2 protein-coding genes (1 of these 2 running past the window's edge) are annotated in these 20,064 nt (G+C 76.1%); both read left to right on the forward strand.

What is annotated here, in order from left to right; translation table 11 throughout:
* Window positions 1-9,583, forward strand: partial view of a type I polyketide synthase gene (locus tag AC27L3_RS02205; protein WP_487232245.1) — the 3' portion only. It extends 18,782 nt beyond the left edge of the window; 9,583 of the gene's 28,365 nt are visible here — the last part of the coding sequence; its start codon lies off the left edge, out of view; its stop codon occupies window positions 9,581-9,583.
* Complete coding sequence (locus tag AC27L3_RS02210) at window positions 9,580-20,043, forward strand: SDR family NAD(P)-dependent oxidoreductase (protein WP_487232304.1); 10,464 nt, start codon at window positions 9,580-9,582, stop codon at window positions 20,041-20,043. The genes AC27L3_RS02205 and AC27L3_RS02210 overlap by 4 nt, the downstream gene beginning before the upstream one ends.
* The last annotated feature ends 21 nt before the right edge of the window (window positions 20,044-20,064 follow it).

The following is a 20,064-nucleotide window of genomic DNA, read 5'->3' on the forward strand; positions in this document are numbered from 1 at the left end:
CGCGCAGCTCGCCGGCCTCGCCGAGTCCGCCCGGCCCCGCTTCGTCCTGGACCTGCTGCGCGGCCACGTCGCCGCCGTCCTCGGCCACTCCGGCGGCGAGACCGTCGGCGCCGACCAGCCCTTCACCGACCTCGGCTTCGACTCGCTGACCATCGTCGAACTGCGCAACAGCCTGACCGCCACCACCGGCCTGCGCCTGCCGGCGACCCTCGTCTACGACTACCCGACCCCGCTCGCCCTCGCCGGATTCCTGCTCGCCGAGCTGCTCGGCACGCTGCCCGAGGCGGCCGCCCCCGCCCCGGCCGCCGCGACCGGCACCGCCGACGACCCCGTCGTCGTGGTCGGCATGAGCTGCCGCTTCCCCGGCGGCATCGCCTCCCCCGAGGACCTCTGGCAGCTGCTCGCCCGCGGCGAGGACGCCATCGGCGCCTTCCCCGCCGACCGCGGCTGGGACCTGGAGCACCTCGCCCGCGGCGGATCGGCCACCCTCCAGGGCGGCTTCCTCGACGGCGTCGGCCTCTTCGACGCCACCTTCTTCGGCATCTCGCCCCGCGAGGCCCTGGCCATGGACCCGCAGCAGCGCCTGCTGCTGGAGACCACGTGGGAGGTCTTCGAGCGCGCCGGCATCGACCCCACCTCGCTGCGCGGCTCCCGCACCGGCGTCTTCGTCGGCACCAACGGCCAGGACTACGCCACCGTGCTGCGCACCGGCACCGCCGACGTGCGCGGCCACGTCGCCACCGGCACCACCGCCAGCGTCATGTCGGGCCGCCTGTCGTACACGCTGGGCCTGGAGGGCCCCGCGGTGACCGTCGACACCGCCTGCTCCTCGTCCCTGGTGGCCCTGCACATGGCGGCCGCCTCCCTGCGCTCCGGCGAGTGCTCGCTCGCGCTCGCCGGCGGCGTGTCCGTCATGTCCAGCCCGGACGCCTTCGCCGAGTTCACCGCGCAGGGCGGCCTGGCCCCCGACGGCCGCTGCAAGGCCTTCTCGGACACCGCCGACGGCACCAGCTGGTCGGAGGGCGTGGGCGTGCTCGTCCTGGAGCGCCTGTCGGATGCGCGCCGCAACGGCCACGAGGTCCTCGCGGTGATCCGCGGCTCGGCCGTCAACCAGGACGGCGCCTCCAACGGCCTGACCGCACCCAACGGGCGCGCCCAGCAGCGCGTCATCCGCCAGGCCCTGGCCGACGGCCGGCTGCGGCCCGCGGACGTCGACGCCGTCGAGGCGCACGGCACCGGCACCACCCTGGGCGACCCCATCGAGGCCCACGCCCTGATGGCCGCCTACGGGCAGGACCGCGAGGCCGGGCGGCCGCTGCTGCTCGGCGCGGTGAAGTCCAACCTCGGCCACACGCAGGCCGCCGCCGGTGTCGCCGGCGTCATCAAGATGATCCTGGCCATGCGCCGGGGCGTCGTGCCGCGCACCCTGCACGCCGGGACGCCGTCCTCGCACGTCGACTGGTCGGCGGGCAGTGTCGCGCTCGTCACCGAGGAGCGGGCGTGGCCCGCGGCCGACCGCCCGCGCCGGGCCGGCGTCTCCGCGTTCGGCGTGAGCGGCACCAACGCCCACGTCATCGTCGAACAGGCCCCCGACGCGCCCGAGGCACCGGACGCCTCCCACCCCGCACCGGCCGCCGTGCCGTGGGTCGTCTCCGCCAGGACCGAGGCCGCGCTGGCCGCCCAGACCGAGCGCATCACCGCGCTCACCGGCACGTCCCCGCTGGACGTGGGCCACTCCCTGGCCACGGGCCGGGCGGCCTTCGCCCACCGCGCCGTCCTGCTCGCCGACGGCGAGCGGATCACCGAACTCGCCCGCGGCATCGCCCGGGAGATCCCCGGCGGCCCCGCGGTGCTCTTCTCCGGCCAGGGCGCGCAGCGCGCCGGCGCGGGCCGGGAGCTGTACGAGCGGCACCCGGTCTTCGCCGCGGCCCTGGACGAGGTCACGGCCCACCTCGACCCCGAACTGACCCGGCCCCTGCGGCAGGTGATGAACGGCGAGGCCGAGGGGATCGACGAGACGGGCTTCACCCAGCCCGCCCTCTTCGCCCTCGAAGTGGCCCTGTTCCGGCTGATCGAGTCCTGGGGCGTCACCCCCGGCTTCGTGGCCGGCCACTCGGTCGGCGAGATCGCCGCGGCCCACGTCGCCGGTGTGCTGTCCCTGGAGGACGCCTGCCGGCTCGTGGCCGCCCGGGCGCGGCTGATGGACGCGCTGCCCGCCGGCGGTGCCATGGTCGCCGTCCAGGCGAGTGAGGAGGAGATGACCGCCCGCCTCGTCGAGGGCGTGTCCCTCGCCGCCGTCAACGGCCCCCGCTCCGTGGTGATCTCGGGTGAGGAGTCCGCCGTCCTGCGGGCCGCCGAGGGACTGAAGTCCCGGCGCCTGGAGGTCAGCCACGCCTTCCACTCGGCGCTGATGGAGCCGATGCTCGCCGGCTTCCGGCAGGTGGCCGAGCAGCTGACGTACACCGCCCCGCGGATCCCGCTGGTCTCCAACCTCACCGGCGGCCTCGCCGACGCCGGCCTGGTCTGCTCGCCCGAGTACTGGGTGCGGCACGTGCGCGAGACCGTCCGCTTCGCCGACGGCATCCGCACCCTCGCCGCCGAAGGCGCCACCGCCTTCCTGGAACTCGGCCCCGACGGCACCCTCACCGCCCTCGCCCAGCTCACCCTCGACCCCGAGCGGCAGCCGGTGGCCGTCCCCGCCCTGCGCAAGGACCGCGACGAGGACACCGCCCTGCTCACCGCCCTCGCCCACCTGCACGTCGCGGGCGTCGGCGTCGACTGGGCCGCCTGGTACGCCGGTACGGGCGCGCGGCGCGTCGACCTGCCCACCTACCCCTTCCAGCACGAGTGGTACTGGCCGGAGAAGGCCCCCGCCACGCCCGCCGGCACCGACCCCGCCGACGCGGAGTTCTGGGCCGCGGTCGAGCGCGCGGACACTCCCGCCCTGGCCGACGCCCTCGGCCTCGACGACACCTCCCTGTCCGCGCTCGTCCCCGCCCTGTCCGCCTGGCGCCGCAAGCGCACCGCCCTGGCCGACGCCGACCACCTGCGCTACACCGTCACCTGGAAGCCGCTGACCGGCACGCCCGCCGCCGCGCCGACCGGCACCTGGCTGGCCCTGATCCCGGCCGGCACGGCCGACGACCCCTGGACGACCGCGGTCACCGGCGCCCTCGACGCCGGCGCCGTGCTCGTCGAGACCGACCCCGCCGACACGGCGGTCCTCGCCGAGCGCCTGACGGCTCTCGCCGAGGACCACGGCGGCTTCGCCGGTGTCCTCTCCCTGCTCGCCACCGGCGGCACCCTCGACGGCCCGGCCCGCCCCGACGTCGCCGTCCGCGCCCTGGCCGACGCCGGCATCGACGCACCCCTGTGGTGCCTGACCCGCGGCGCCGTCTCCACCGGCCGCGGCGAACCGGTCACCGACGCCACCCAGGCCGCCGTCTGGGGCCTGGGTCGGGTCACCGCCCTCGAACACCCCGACCGCTGGGGCGGCCTGATCGACGCACCCGTCACCATGGACCGGCGCACCGCCGACCGGCTCCGCGCCGTCCTGACCGGCACCACCGGCGAGGACCAGGTGGCGCTGCGCCCCTCCGGTGCCTTCGCCCGCCGCCTCGTGCGCGCCGCCGCCGACGCGCAGGCCGCGCCCTGGCAGCCCACCGGCACCGTGCTCGTCACGGGTGCCGTCACCGGCTTCGCCGGCCACGTCGCCCGCTGGCTCGCCCGCGGCGGGGCCGGGCACGTCCTGCTGACCGGCGCCACCGCGCCCGCCGAGCCGGAGGCGGCCGCCCTGCGGACGGACCTCGCGGCGCTCGGCACCGAACTGACCCTGCTGACCTGCCCCCTCACCGACCACGAACCCCTCGTCGCCGCCCTCGCGGCGCTGCCCGCCGACCTTCCGCTGACCGCAGTGCTGCATACCGGTGAGAACACCGCCGCACACGACCCGGTTGCCGTGCGCGAGGACGTCCAAGCCCTGGACGCCGCACTGCTCGCGGCCCTGGGCGAGGGGCACACCCTGCAGGCATACGTCCTGTTCTCCTCCATCGCCGCCGTCTGGGGCGTCAGCGGCCAGGGCGCCGGCGCCGCCGCGGGCGCCTGGCTGGACGCCCACGCGCTGCAGCGCCGTGCCACGGGCACGCCCGCCGTGAGCGTGGCCTGGGCCGCCTGGGCGCAGACCGCCCCCGACGGCCTGACCGCCCACCTGCGGGCCAACGGCCTGCCGCCGCTGGACGCCGAGCGGGCGCTCGCCGCCCTCGGACGGTCCCTGGGCGCCGGTGAGGCGGCGGTGACCGTGGCCGACGTCGTGTGGGACCGCTTCGCACCGGCCTTCACCCGTACCCGTCCCAGCCGGCTCTTCGCCGAACTGCCCGAGGCCCACCGGGCCCTCGCCGACGCCCCGCAGGGCGGCGAGGCCACGGCCGGCACGGCCGCGGCCCTGCGCGAACGCCTGCGGCCGCTCGCGGCCGCCGGGCAGACCGAGGCACTGCTGGAGATCGTGCGCACCGAGGCGGCCGGCGTCCTCGGCTTCCCCGACGCCCACGCCGTGCCCGCGCACCTGGCCTTCCGCGACCTCGGCTTCGACTCGCTGACCGCCGTCGACCTGCGCAACCGCCTCGGCACCGCCACCGGCCTGACCCTGCCGGCCACCCTGGTGTTCGACTACCCCACGGCCGAGGGCCTCGCCGCCCACCTGCGGGCCGAACTCCTCGGCGACACCGGCCCCGAGCACGCCACCCCCGTCCCGTACACCGCTGCCGCATCCGACGACCCCGTCGTCATCGTCGGCATGAGCTGCCGCTACCCGGGCGGCGTCCGCTCGCCCGAGGACCTGTGGGAGCTGGTGACGGCCGGGACCGACGCCATCGGCGCCTTCCCCGCCGACCGCGGCTGGGACCTCGCACGGCTGCGCAGCGGCGACCGCGACGGCCGCGGCCGCAGCGTCACCGCGGAGGGCGGCTTCCTCTACGACGTCGCCGACTTCGACCCCGGCTTCTTCGGGATCTCCCCGCGCGAGGCCATGGTCATGGACCCGCAGCAGCGCCTGGTCCTGGAGGCCGCCTGGGAGGCGCTGGAGCGCACCGGCGTCGACCCGGCCGCCCTGCGCGGCGGCGACACCGGCGTCTTCGTCGGCGGCGGCACCGGCGACTACCGGCCCGAGGCCGGCCAGCTCGGCCACGCCCAGACCGCCCAGTCGGCCAGCCTCCTCTCCGGCCGCCTGTCCTACACCTTCGGCCTGGAAGGCCCCTCCGTCAGCGTCGACACCGCCTGCTCCTCCTCGCTGGTGGCACTGCACCTGGCCGCCCAGGCCCTGCGCGCGGGGGAGTGCACCCTCGCCCTCGCGGGCGGTGTGACGGTGATGTCCACACCGGTGAACTTCGTGGAGTTCGGCGAGATGGGCGCCCTGTCCCCGGACGGCCGCTGCAAGGCGTTCTCCGACGCCGCCGACGGCACCGGCTGGTCGGAGGGCGTGGGCATGCTCGTCCTCGAACGCCTCTCCGACGCGCGCCGCAACGGCCACCGGGTCCTCGCCGTCCTGCGCGGCTCCGCCGTCAACCAGGACGGCGCCTCCAACGGCCTGACCGCCCCCAACGGCCCCTCCCAGCGCCGCGTCATCCGCCGCGCCCTGGCCATCGCCGGCCTGACCGCCGCGGACGTCGACGCCGTCGAGGCCCACGGCACGGGCACCACGCTGGGCGACCCGATCGAGGCGCAGGCGCTGCTGGCCACCTACGGCCAGGACCGGCCCGCCGAGCGGCCCCTGCTGCTCGGCTCGCTGAAGTCCAACATCGGCCACACCCAGGCCGCCGCCGGCGTCGCGGGCGTCATCAAGATGGTCCAGGCGATGCGGCACGGCGTGCTGCCCCGTACGCTGCACGCCGACCGGCCCTCGCAGCACGTCGACTGGAGCGCCGGCGCCGTGCGCCTGCTCACCGAGCCCACCGAGTGGCCCGCGACCGACCGCCCGCGCCGGGCCGGCATCTCCGCCTTCGGCGCCAGCGGCACCAACGCCCACGTCATCATCGAACAGCCCGACACCGCCGAACACCCCGCCGAGCAGCCCGCACCGAAGGCTCCCGCCGAGCCGGTGACCGTGCCCGTACCGCTGTCGGCCGCCACGCCGGAGGCCCTGCGCGCCCAGGCCGCCCGCCTGTACGCCCACGCGGCGGCCCGCCCCGAGGCGACCGCCGCCGACCTCGCCCTGTCGCTGGGCACCACCCGCTCGGCCTTCGAGCACCGGGCGGCCGTCGTCACGGGCGACCGCGACGACCTGCTGCAGGGCCTCGAAGCGCTCGCCGACGGGCGCGACGCGCCCCACGTCGTCCGGGGCACGGCCGCCGCACGCGGCGGGAAGCTGGCGTTCCTCTTCTCCGGCCAGGGCTCGCAACGCCCCGGCACGGGACGGGGGCTCTACGCCCGCCAGCCGGTCTTCGCCGAGGCCCTCGACGCGGTGACCGCGCACTTCGACGCGGAGCTGGAACGCCCGCTGCGCGAGGTGATGTTCGACGACAGTGCGGAGGCCGGGACGCTGCTGGACGACACCGGATACACCCAGCCCGCGCTGTTCGCCCTCGAAGTGGCCCTCTTCCGCCTCGCCGAGTCCGCCGGGCTGCGCCCGGACTTCGTCGCCGGCCACTCGATCGGTGAGATCGCGGCCGCCCACGTCGCCGGCGTGCTGTCCTTGGCGGACGCCTGCCGCCTCGTCGCCGCCCGGGCCCGCCTGATGCGGGCGCTGCCCACCGGCGGCGCCATGGCCGCCCTGCAGGCCACCGAGGCCGAGGTCCTCGCCGCCCTCACCGAGGGCGTGGACATCGCCGCCGTCAACGGCCCGCAGTCCGTGGTCGTCTCCGGCGACGAGGACGCCGTCCTCGCCCTCGCCGCGGCGTTCGCCGCCGACGGCCGCAAGACTAGGCGTTTGCGGGTCAGCCATGCATTTCACTCGCTGCACATGGACGCCATTCTCGAGGACTTCCGGCGCGTGGCCGCCGGCGTGACCTACGCCGCCCCCACGATCCCCGTCGTGTCCAACGTCACCGGCGACGTGGCGAGCGAGGACGAGCTGTGCAGCCCCGAGTACTGGGTGCGCCACGTGCGCGAGGCCGTCCGCTTCGGCGCCGGCATCGCCGCACTCGCCGGCCGCGGCGTGAGCGCGTTCGCCGAACTGGGCCCCGACGGGGTGCTGTGCGCCCTCGCCCGGGAGACCCTCGACGCCGACGGCTCGACGGCACCGGCGATCCCCGTCCTGCGCAAGGACCGCGACGAGCAGACGTCCCTGATGACCGCCCTCGCCCGGCTCCACGTCGACGGCGCCCCCCTGGACTGGGAGGCCCTGGCCGGCCCCGCCGCCCGCCGCGTGGACCTGCCCACCTACCCCTTCCGGCACCAGCGGTTCTGGCCCGACCACCGGCCCGCCCCCGCCCCCGCCCCCGCCGCCACCGGCGGCCGGGACGAGGGCTTCTGGAGCGCCGTACGCGACCAGGACCTCACCGCCCTCGAATCCACCCTCGACGTCGACGGCGAGGCCCTCGCCAAGGTCCTGCCCGCCCTCGCCGACTGGCGCCGCCGCAGCAGCGACCGGGCCACGATCGACGGCTGGCGGCAGCAGATCACCTGGAAGCCGCTCCCGGCGACCGGGCCCGCCCGCCCGGCCGGCACCTGGCTCGCCGTCCTCCCGGCCGACCACGCCGACGCCCCCTGGGCCGCCGACGCCCTGCGCCCCCTGGGTGCCGCGGCCGTACGCCTGAGCGCGGCCGCCGGCACCGGACGCGCCGAACTCGCCGCCTCCTTGCGCGAACACGCCGCCACCCACGGCACCTTCACCGGCGTCGTCTCGCTGCTCGCCCTCGCCGACCGGCCGGCGGCCGACGGCGCCGCCCCCGCGGGCCTGGCCCTGACCGCCGCCCTCGTCCAGGCCCTGGGCGACGCCGGGATCGACGCGCCGCTGTGGTGCGTCACCCGCGGCGCGGTCGCCGTCACCCCGTCCGAGGACGTCCCCGGCACCGCCCAGGCGGCCGTCTGGGGCCTGGGCCGGGTCACCGCCCTCGAACACCCCCGGCGCTGGGGCGGCCTGATCGACCTGCCCGCCGCCCTCGACGAGCGCACCGCCGCCCGCTTCGCCGGCGTCCTGGCCGACCCCGCGGGCGAGGACCAGATCGCCGTCCGGCCCACCGGCGCCCACGGCCGGCGCCTGACCCCCCTGCCCGCCGGCGACGAGAGCCCCGCATGGCAGCCCACCGGCACCGTCCTGGTCACCGGCGGCACCGGGGCCCTCGGCGCCCACGTGGCCCGCGACCTGGCCCGGGCCGGCGCAACCCACCTGCTCCTCGCCGGCCGCCGCGGCCCCGACGCCCCCGGCGCCGAGGCCCTGCGCGCCGAACTCCTGGAGCTCGGCGCCAAGGTGACCGTCGCGGCCTGCGACGTCGCCGACCGCGCGGCGCTCGCCGCCCTCCTGGCCGACATCCCCGCCCACGCGCCCCTGACCGCCGTCGTGCACACCGCCGGCATCGTCGACGACGGCGTCGTCGACGGCCTGACCCCCGAGCGCCTGGACGCCGTCCACCGGGCCAAGGCCGCCTCCGCCCTCGCCCTGCACGACCTGACGCGCGAACACGACCTGCAGGCCTTCGTCCTGTTCTCGTCGGCCTCCGCCACCGTCGGCAACCCCGGCCAGGGCGGCTACGCCGCCGCCAACGCCGTCCTGGAGGCCCTCGCCGAACACCGCCGCGCCCGCGGCCTGGCCGCCACCGCCATCGCCTGGGGCGCCTGGGACGGCGGCGGCATGGCCGCCGACCCCCGGGCCGCCGCCGCGGCCCGCCGCACCGGCGTCCGGCCGCTGGACCCCGCCCTCGCGGCACAGGCCCTGCGCCACGCGGTCGCCGACACCCGGCCGGTCCAGGTCGTCGCCGACGTCGAACCCGCCCGGTTCGCCGCCGCCTTCACCTCCGTACGGCCCAGCCCGCTGCTCGCCGACCTCGCCCCGGCCACGCCGGAGCCGGCGGACGCGGGGAGCGGCCCCGCCGGCGGCGACGACCTGCGCCGGCACCTGACGGACCTGCCCGCCGCCCGCCGCGGCGAGACGGTCCTGCAGCTGGTGCGCGAGCGGGCCGCGGCCGTCCTGGGCCACCCCGGCGCCGACGCCGTCGGGGCCGACCGGGCCTTCCGCGACCTCGGCTTCGACTCCCTCGCCGCGGTCGAGCTGCGCAACCAGCTCGGCGCCGCCACCGGCCTGGAGCTGGCCGCCACGCTCGTCTTCGACCACCCCACCCCGGTGGACCTGGCCGAACACGTCCTGCGGCTCCTCCTGCCCGCCGACGGCGAGGACGAGGCGACGACGGCCGCCGACGCCGACCTCGACCAGGCCGGCCTGCGCGCCCTGCTCGCCTCCGTCCCCCTCGCCCGGCTGAGGGAGGCGGGCGTCCTCGAACCCCTGATGAAGCTCGCCGCCGACCTGGCGGCCTCGGGCGAGGACACCACGGCGCAGCACACCACCGGCGCGTACGAGGAGTCGATCGACGCCATGGACGTCGACGCCCTGGTGCGCGCGGCCATGGACGGCACCACCCCCGAGACGCGGGACTGACGGAGCGAGAGTCGAAAGAGCGGACCATGACCACGCCCAGCGAAAAAGTTGTCGAAGCTCTCCGTGCCTCGCTCAAAGAGGCCGAGCACCTGCGCCGGCAGAACCGCACGCTCCTCGCCGCCGCCACCGAGCCCGTCGCCGTCATCGGCATGAGCTGCCGCTACCCCGGCGGCGTGAACTCGCCCGAGGACCTGTGGGACCTCGTCGCCACCGGCACCGACGCCGTCTCCGGCTTCCCCACCGACCGCGGCTGGGACCTGGCCGCCCTGAAGGAGGCCGGGGTCGACAAGCGCGGCAACAGCGTCAGCCAGGAAGGCGGATTCCTGGACGACGCCGCCGGCTTCGACGCCGCGTTCTTCGGCATCTCCCCGCGGGAGGCCGTCACCATGGACCCCCAGCAGCGCCTGCTGCTGGAGACCTCCTGGGAGGCGATCGAGCGCGCCGGCATCGACCCGGCGGGCCTGCGCGGCACCCAGACCGGTGTCTTCGTCGGCACCAACGGCCAGGACTACGCGTACCTGCTCGTGCGCTCCCTGGCCGACGCCACCGGCGACATCGGTACCGGCATCGCCGCCAGCGCCACCTCCGGCCGCCTGTCCTACACCCTGGGCCTGGAGGGCCCGGCCGTCACCGTCGACACCGCCTGCTCCTCCTCGCTCGTGGCCCTGCACTCCGCCGTGCAGGCCCTGCGGGCCGGCGAATGCTCCCTGGCCCTCGTCGGCGGCGTCAACGTCATGTCCTCGCCCGGCTCCCTCATGGAGTTCAGCCGCCAGGGCGGCCTCGCGGCCGACGGCCGCTGCAAGGCCTACTCCGACGACGCCGACGGCACCGGCTGGGCGGAGGGCGTCGGCGTCCTCCTCGTCGAACGCCTCTCCGACGCCCGCCGCAACGGCCACCCCGTCCTCGCCGTCGTCCGCGGCTCGGCCGTGGGCCAGGACGGCGCCTCCAACGGCTTCACCGCCCCCAGCGGCGCCGCCCAGCAGCGCGTCATCCGGCGCGCCCTGCACAACGCCGGCCTGACGCCCGCCGACGTCGACGCCGTCGAGGGCCACGGCACCGGCACCCCGCTCGGCGACCCCATCGAGGCCCGGGCCCTGCTGGCCACCTACGGGCAGGGCCGCGAGGCCGGCCGGCCGCTGCACCTCGGCTCGATCAAGTCCAACATCGGCCACACCCAGGCCGCCGCCGGCGTCGCCGGCGTCATCAAGATGGTCATGGCGATGCGGCACGGCATCCTGCCCCGTACGCTGCACGCCGACCGCCCGTCCACCCACGTGGACTGGACCGGGGGAGCGGTGGAACTGCTGACCGAGCCCACGCCGTGGCCCGAGGCCGGCCGCCCCCGCCGAGCGGGCGTCTCGTCCTTCGGCATCAGCGGCACCAACGCCCACGTCGTCCTGGAACAGGCCGAGCCCGCCCCGGAGCCGCAACCGGCCGCCCCCGTCCCCGGCATCGTGCCCTGGATCCTCTCCGCCAAGACCGAACAGGCCCTCGACGCCCAGGTCGAGCGCGTCACCGCGCTCGCGGACGGCCCGGCCCGCCCCCTCGACGTCGGCCACTCGCTCGCCTCCGGCCGCTCGCTCCTCGACCACCGCGCCGTCCTGCTCGCGGGCCCCGACGGGAGCCTGTCCGAGGCCGCCCGGGCCCGCGCGGCCTCGCCCGCCGGCCCGCTGGCCGTGCTGTTCACCGGTCAGGGCGCGCAGCGCGCGGGCATGGGCCGGGAACTGTACGCCCGCTACCCCGCCTTCGCCCGGGCCCTGGACGAGGTCACCGGCCTGCTCGACGCCCGGCTCGACCGCCCCCTGCGCGAGGTGATGTTCGCGGCCGACGGCGACGCGACCCTGCTCGACCGCACCGGCTACGCCCAGCCCGCGCTGTTCGCCTTCGAGGTGGCGTTGTTCCGGTTGGTGGAGTCGTGGGGTGTGGTCCCGGGTTTCGTGGCCGGTCATTCGGTGGGCGAGATCGCTGCTGCTCATGTGGCGGGGGTGTTGTCGCTGGAGGATGCGTGTGTTCTCGTCGCGGCGCGGGCCCGGTTGATGGATGCGCTGCCGGCCGGTGGTGCGATGGTGGCCGTGCAGGCGTCCGAGGAGGAGGTCCGGGAGCGGCTGACCGAGGGCGCCTCCCTCGCCGCCGTCAACGGGCCGGACGCCGTCGTCGTCGCCGGCGACGAGACGGCCGTACCGCGCATCGCCGAACACTTCGCCGCCCGGGGCCGGCGCACCCAGCGGCTCGCGGTGAGCCACGCCTTCCACTCGGCGTTGATGGAGCCGATGCTGGAGGAGTTCCGGCGGGTGGCCGAGGGGCTGGCCTACGCGGCGCCGCGGATTCCCGTGGTGTCCAACGTGACGGGTGAGGTGGCTGCGGCGGAGCTCATCGGTTCCGCGGAGTACTGGGTGCGGCACGTGCGCGAGACCGTCCGCTTCGCCGACGGCGTCCGTACCCTCGCCGCCGAAGGCGCCACCGTCTTCCTCGAACTGGGCCCCGACGGCGTCCTGACCGCCATGGCCCAGCAGAACCTCGACGCGCTCGACCGCACCGCACTGTGCGTCCCCGCCCTGCGCAGGAACCGCGCCGAGGAACGCTCCCTGCTCACCGCCCTCGCCCGGCTGCACGTCACCGGCACCGCCGTCGACTGGGCCGCCTGGTTCGACGGCACCGGCGCCCGGCGCGTGGACGTCCCCACCTATCCCTTCCAGCACCAGCGGTACTGGCCCAGGCCCACACCGCAGGCGGGCGACGTCTCCGCCGCCGGCCTCACGCCCGCCGGGCACCCGCTGCTCGGCGCCGCGGTCGCCGTCGCCGGCCTCGACGGCGTGCTGTGCACCAGCCGCCTGTCCACCCTCACCCACCCCCAGCTCGCGGGCGCCGGCGTCCTGCCCGAAGCCGCGTTCCTCGAACTGGTCCTGCGCGCCGGCGACCAGGTCGGCTGCGACCGCGTCACCGAGCTCCGCCACGAGGCCCCCCTCCGCCTCCCCGCCGACGGCTCGGTCCTGCTGCAGGTGTGGGTCGGCGCCGCCGACGCCACCGGCGCCCGCCCGGTCACCGTCCACTCCCAGCAGGCCGACGCCCCCGACCAGAACTGGACACAGCACGCCACCGGCGTCCTGGCCACGGGCGAGCGCGTCACCGACTTCGGCGCCACCACCTGGCCGCCGCAGGACGCCACCGCCGTCACGCCCCCGCCGTCCGGCACGCTGCAGGCGGCCTGGACGCGCGGCGGGACCGTCTTCGCCGAGGCCGTCCTCCCGGCGGGCACCGACGACGCCACCGCCTACGGACTGCACCCGGCCCTGCTGGACGCCGTCGCGCACACCGCCGCCCTCGCCCACCAGGACACCGACGCCCCCGCGATCCACCGGTGGAGCGGGGTGTCCCTGCACGCCACCGGCGCCTCCGTGATCCGCATCCGCGCCACCCGCACCGGCGAGGCCACCGTCTCCCTCGCCGTGGCCGACGCCGAGGGCGCCCCCGTCCTCTCCGCCGACGCACTCGCACTGGGCGACCGCGCCGACCTGGACGCCGCCGGACAGCAGCCGGACGCCGCAGGATCACTGCTCGCACTCGCATGGGTACCGGCACCCGAGGCGTCCGGCGCGCAGCACGACGCCCGGTACGCGACACTCCCGGACGACGACTGGGACCTCGGCGCGGTCGTCGACGCGGACACGGACACGGTCGTGGTCCCCGTCCCGCACGCCGCACCGGACGCGATCCCCGCGGCCGTCCACGAACTGACGGCCCGCACCCTGCACCTGGTGCAGCGTTGGCTGGCCGAGGACCGGTTCGCCACCGCGCGCCTGGTGTTCGTCACCCGTGGCGCCGTCTCCGGCGCCGGCAAGGGGCTGGCGGCCGCGGCCGTGTGGGGCCTGGTCCGGTCCGCCCAGTCGGAGCACCCCGACCGGTTCGTCCTGCTCGACCTCGACGAGAACGGCCGGCCCGAGGACGTACTGCCGCAGCTGCCGGGCCTGCTGGCCGCCGGCGACGCGCAGTTCGTCGTCCGCGAGGGCAGCGTGCACGTCGCCCGCCTCCAGCGCACCACGCCCGCCGACAGCCCGGCGGCGTCGGCGTGGGATCCGGACGGCACGGTGCTCATTACCGGTGGTACGGGTGGTCTGGGCGGGTTGCTGGCGCGGCACTTGGTGGCCGAGCGTGGGATGCGGCATCTGCTGCTGGTCAGCCGGCGCGGCCCGGATGCCCCGGGTGCGGCGCAGTTGCGGGACGAGCTGGTCGCTCTGGGGGCCGAGGTCACGGTCGCGGCGTGTGACACGGCCGACCGTGCCCGGCTCGAAGAGGTTCTCGCCGCTGTCCCGTCCGAGCATCCGTTGACGGCTGTGGTGCATACGGCGGGTGTGTTGGATGACGGTGTGGTCACGTCGCTGACGCCTGAGCGGCTGGCGACCGTGCTGCGGCCGAAGGTGGATGCGGCTTGGCATCTGCATGAGGCGACCCGGGGCTTGGACCTGGCGGGTTTCGTCGTTTATTCGTCGATCTCGGGTGTCATGGGCAGTGCGGGTCAGGCGAATTACGCGGCCGGCAATGTCTTTCTCGATGCTCTCGCCCAGCACCGTCGCCACCTGGGTCTGCCGGGTCAGTCGTTGGCGTGGGGTGCGTGGGCGCAGGCCGACGGTATGACAGGGGCCCTGTCGCAGGCGGACATGCAGCGCATAGCCGCCTCCGGCGTGCCCCCGCTCTCCGCCGCCCAGGGCCTGGCCCTGTTCGACGCGGCCACCGGTTCCGACGAGCCGTACCTCGTCCCCATCGGCCCCGCGCCCCGCGGCGGCCGTGCGCCCGGCATCGTCCCGCCGCTGCTGCGCGGCCTCCTGCGCGGCGGCCGTCGTACGGCCGCGACCGCCGTCGGCGGCCGGGCCACCGCCGTGGCCCTCAGCCGGCGCCTGCTGGAACTCGGCCCCGACGACGCCCTGCGGCACGCCACCGACCTCGTCCGTACCGAAGCCGCGGCGGTGCTCGGCCACGCCTCGGCGCGGGGCATCGGAGCCGACCGCGAGTTCCGCGAGCTCGGCGTCGATTCGCTGACCGCCGTCGAGCTGCGCAACCGCCTGACCGCCGCCACCGGTCTGCGACTGACCGCCACCCTCGTCTACGACTACCCCACCCCCGCCGCCCTCGCCGCGCACCTGGTGGAGCTGCTCCTCGACGAACAGGGCGACGAGCGCGACGACCGGCGCACGGGCGCCGCAGCCGACGACGACCCGGTTGTCGTCGTCGGCATGGCGTGCCGCTTGCCCGGCGGCGTGCGCACCCCCGACGACCTGTGGGAGATGCTCACCGCAGGCCGCGACGGCATCACCGGCTTCCCCACGGACCGCGGCTGGGACCTGAAGGCCCTCTTCGACGCCGGCCCCGACAACCGCGGCGTGAGCGCCACCCGCCGGGGCGGATTTCTCGACGGCGTCGGCGACTTCGACGCCGCCTTCTTCGGCATCTCGCCCCGCGAGGCCCTCGCCATGGACCCCCAGCAGCGGCTGCTGCTGGAGACGTCGTGGGAGGCGTTCGAGCGGGCGGGCATCGACGCGACCGCACTGCGGGGCACGCGGACCGGTGTCTTCGTCGGCACGACCGGCCAGGATTACGCGTCGCTGGTGATGAACTCCCGCGAGGACGTCGAGGGCCACGCCAGCACGGGCCTCGCCACCTCCGTCCTCTCCGGCCGCATCTCGTACACCTTCGGGCTGGAGGGCCCGGCGGTGACGGTCGACACGGCCTGCTCGTCCTCCCTGGTCGCCCTGCACCTGGCCGCCCAGTCCCTGCGCAGCGGCGAGAGCGCGCTGGCCCTGGCCGGCGGCGTCACCGTGCTCAGCACGCCGATGACCTTCGCCGGCTTCAGCCGGCAGGGCGGGCTGGCGCCCGACGGCCACTGCAAGGCGTTCGCGGATGCGGCCGACGGCACCGGCTGGTCCGAGGGCGCCGGCATCCTGGTGCTGGAGCGGCTGTCGGACGCCCGCAGGAACGGCCACCGCGTGCTGGCGGTCGTGCGAGGAAGTGCGGTCAACCAGGACGGTGCCTCCAACGGCCTGACCGCCCCCAACGGCCCCTCCCAGCAGCGCGTCATCCGCCAGGCCCTGGCCTCCGCCGGCCTCACCACCGCGGACGTCGACGCCGTCGAGGCGCACGGTACGGGCACGAAGCTGGGCGACCCGATCGAGGCGCAGGCGCTGCTGGCCACCTACGGTCAGGACCGGCCGGCCGCCTGCCCGCTGCTGCTGGGCTCGGTGAAGTCCAACATCGGCCACACCCAGGCCGCGGCAGGCGTCGCGGGCGTCATCAAGATGGTGCTGGCGATGCAGGAAGGTGTCCTGCCGCGCACGCTCCACGTCGATTCCCCGTCCTCCCACGTGGACTGGACGGCCGGAGCCGTGGAGGTGCTGACCGAGGCGCGCCCGTGGCCCGAGGTGGACCGGCCCTGGCGGGCGGGCGTCTCGTCCTTCGGCATCAGCGGGACGAACGCCCACGTCATCCTGGAGCAGCCCGAGCCGGTGGAGACGCCGGCCGGGGCGACTGTCGTGAGCGGTCCCGTGCCGTGGGCCGTGTCGGCCAGGTCCGAGGCGGCGCTGGCCGAACAGGTCGAGCGCGCACGGGCATGGGCCGGCTCCGGGCGGTTCGCGCGGCAGGACGCCGGCTTCTCGCTGGCGGCCGGCCGCTCGGTCCTCGACCACCGGGCCGTGCTGCTCGTGGACGAGGAGGAAGCGCTGGAGGTCGCGCGCGGCGTCGCCACGGACGCCCCCGGCGCAGTGGCCTTCCTCTTCTCCGGTCAGGGCGCGCAGCGCGCGGGCATGGGCCGGGAGCTGTACGTCCGCTACCCCGCCTTCGCCCGGGCCCTGGACGAGGTCACCGGCCTGCTGGACGCCGAGCTCGGGCAGTCGCTGCGCGAGGTGATGTCCGGCGAGGCGGAGGGAATCGACGAGACCCGCTTCACCCAGCCCGCGCTGTTCGCCTTCGAGGTGGCGTTGTTCCGGTTGGTGGAGTCGTGGGGTGTGGTCCCGGATTTCGTGGCCGGTCATTCGGTGGGCGAGATTGCTGCTGCTCATGTGGCGGGGGTGTTGTCGCTGGAGGATGCGTGTGTTCTCGTCGCGGCGCGGGCGCGGTTGATGGATGCGCTGCCGTCCGGTGGTGCGATGGTGGCCGTGCAGGCGTCCGAGGAGGAGGTCCGGGAGCGGCTGACCGAGGGCGTCTCCCTCGCCGCCGTCAACGGGCCGCGGTCGGTGGTGCTCTCCGGCGACGAGGCAGCCGTACTGCGCGCCGCGGAGGGGCTGAAGTCCCGGCGGCTGTCCGTCAGCCACGCTTTCCACTCGGCGTTGATGGAGCCGATGCTGGAGGAGTTCCGGCGGGTGGCCGAGGGGCTGGCCTACGCGGCGCCGCGGATTCCCGTGGTGTCGAATGTGACGGGTGAGGTGGCTGCGGCGGAGCTCATCGGTTCCGCGGACTACTGGGTGCGGCACGTGCGCGAGACCGTCCGCTTCGCCGACGGCGTCCGTACCCTCGCCGCCGAAGGCGCCACCGTCTTCCTGGAGCTCGGCCCCGACGCGACCCTCACCGCCCTCGCCCAGCACACCCTGGACCCCGAGCAGAACCCGGTCGTCGTCCCCGCCCTGCGCACGGATCGCCCCGAGGAGACGGCCCTGCTCACCGCCCTCGCCCGCCTCCACGTCTCCGGCGTCGACGTCGACTGGGCCGCCTGGTACGCCGGTACGGGCGCGCGGCGCGTCGACCTGCCCACGTACCCCTTCCAGCACGAGCGCTACTGGCCCCGCCCCGCCCACCGCGCCACGGACGCCGCCTCGCTGGGACTGGTCCCCGCACGCCACCCGCTGCTCGGCGCGGCCATGGACCTCGCCGACTCCCACGGCGTGGTGTTCACCAGCCGGCTGTCGGCGGCGACCGGCGCCTTCCCGGCCTCCGCCTTCGTCGAACTGGCCGTCCGCGCCGGGGACGAGGCCGGCTGCGAGGGCATCGACGAGCTCACCGTCACCACCCCCCTCGTCCTCGCCGGCGACACCGCCCGCGTCCTGCAGGTACGCCTCGACGCGCCGGACGAGGCGGGCGCGCGGACCGTACGCTTCTTCTCCCGCCCGGAGGACGCACCCGCCGACCTGCCCTGGACCGGGCACGCCGAGGCCGTCCTCACGCCGCAGGCTGCGGAACAGGCAGACCCGGGCCTGTCCGAGTGGCCGCCCCGCGACGCCACCGCCGTCGACCCCGGCGACCTCCTTCCCGGCCTCGACGCCCTGCGCTCGGCCTGGATCCGCGGCGACGAGGTCTTCGTCGAAGCCGCCCTCACCGACGAGGCGGCCGCCGACGCCGCGTACTTCGGCATCCACCCCGAACTGCTGGAGACCCTGGCCCGGGCCGCCGAACCCGCCGACGGCACCACGGCCACCGAACCGTGGTCCTGGACCGGGGTGCGCCTGCACGCCGCAGGCGCCGCCACCGTACGAGCGCGCCTCACCCGCCAGTCCGGCGACGCATTCGCGCTCGTCGCGGTGGACGCTGCCGGAGCCCCCGTACTCTCGGCGGAGTCGCTCCGCCTGCGTCCGCAGTCCTCCGCACAGGAAACGGACGCCGAGGACGGGTCGTTGCTGCGCCTGGACTGGGTCCCGGCCTCCGGGACCACGGCCCCCGCCGAGGACCTGCACTGGGCCACCCTCGGCGCGGACGACGTGCCGACGCTCGCGGACGTCCCCGCCGGCTCCGAGCTGGTCGTCGTACCGGTGGCCGCCGAGGGCGACTCCGTGCCGTCCGCCGTGCACGACCTCGCCGCCCGGACCCTCGGCCTCGTCCAGGAATGGCTCGCCGACAACCGCTTCGCCGCCTCGCGCCTGGTCTTCGTCACCCGCGGCGCCGTCTCCGGCGGCGGCGAGGGCCTGGCCGGCGCCGCGGTGTGGGGCCTGGTGCGCTCGGCGCAGTCGGAGCACCCGGACCGGTTCGTCCTGCTCGACCTGGATGCCACCGGCCGGCCCGAGGACGTACTCCCGCAGCTCCCTGCCCTGCTGTCCACCGGCGAGACGCAGTTCGCCGTACGCAACGGCACCCTGCACCTTCCGCGCCTGGCCCGCACCACGCCCGCCGACAACCCGGCCGCGTCGGCGTGGGATCCGGACGGCACGGTGCTCATCACTGGTGGTACGGGTGGTCTGGGCGGGTTGTTGGCGCGGCATCTGGTGGCCGAGCGTGGGGTGCGGCACCTGCTGCTGGTCAGCCGGCGCGGCCCGGAGGCACCGGGTGCGGCGCAGTTGCGAACCGCGCTTGAGGAATCGGGCGCCCGTGTCACGGTCGTGGCTTGTGACACGGCCGACCGCCGTGCGGTCGGGGAGCTGGTGGCGGCGATTCCGCAGCAGCATCCGTTGACGGCTGTGGTGCACACGGCGGGTGTGTTGGATGACGGCGTGGTCACGTCGCTGACGCCTGAGCGGCTGGCGACCGTGCTGCGGCCGAAGGTGGATGCGGCTTGGCATCTGCACGAGGCCACGCAGGGCTTGGACCTGGCGGGTTTCGTCGTCTACTCGTCGATCTCGGGTGTCATGGGCAGTGCCGGGCAGGCGAATTACGCGGCCGGCAATGTCTTTCTCGATGCTCTCGCCCAGCACCGTCGCCACCTGGGTCTGCCGGGTCAGTCGTTGGCGTGGGGTGCGTGGGCGCAGGCCGACGGTATGACAGGCATGCTCTCCGCCGCCGACATGCAGCGCATTGCCGCTTCCGGTGTGCCCCCGCTCTCCGCCGCCCAGGGCCTGGCCCTGTTCGACGCGGCCACCGGTTCCGACGAGCCGTACCTCGTCCCCATCGGCCCGGCCGCCGGGGCGCGGCGCAGCGCCGGCGACGTGCCGCCGCTGCTGCGCGGCCTGGTCAAGGGCGGCCGGCGCACGGCCGCCCGGACGGCGGGCGGCGCAGCAGCGGCGGCCGGCCTCGCCCGGCGCCTGCGCGACCTGCGCGCGGCCGAACGTCCCCGCTTCGCCCTCGACCTCGTACGCACCGAGGTGGCCGGGGTGCTGGGGCACGCCTCCGCCAAGGCCGTCGACGCCCGGCGCGGCTTCCAGGACCTGGGCTTCGACTCGCTGACCGCCGTCGAACTGCGCAACCGCCTGACCGCCGTCACCGGCCTGCGCCTGCCCGCCACCCTCGTCTTCGACTACCCCACGCTCCCCGCCCTCGCCGACCACCTCGTCTCCCAGCTCGTGGACGGCGGACCGGCGGAGGGCGGCGACGCCACCACCGTACTGCTCGCCGAACTCGACCGCCTCGACTCCGCCCTGGCCGTCGGCGCGCCCGACGACCTGACCAGGTCCGCCGTCGCCAACCGGCTGCTGACCATGCTGGAGAAGTGGCGCGGCGGCGGCGAGACGCAGGCCGCCGGCACCGCCGAGGTCGCCGAGCGCATCGGGGCCGCCAGCGAGGACGAGATCTTCGCCTTCATCGACAACGAGCTCGGCCGTCTGAACGACCGCTGACCCGGCCTCACTATTCACAGG

Source organism: Streptomyces sp. PKA51 (assembly GCF_057552455.1).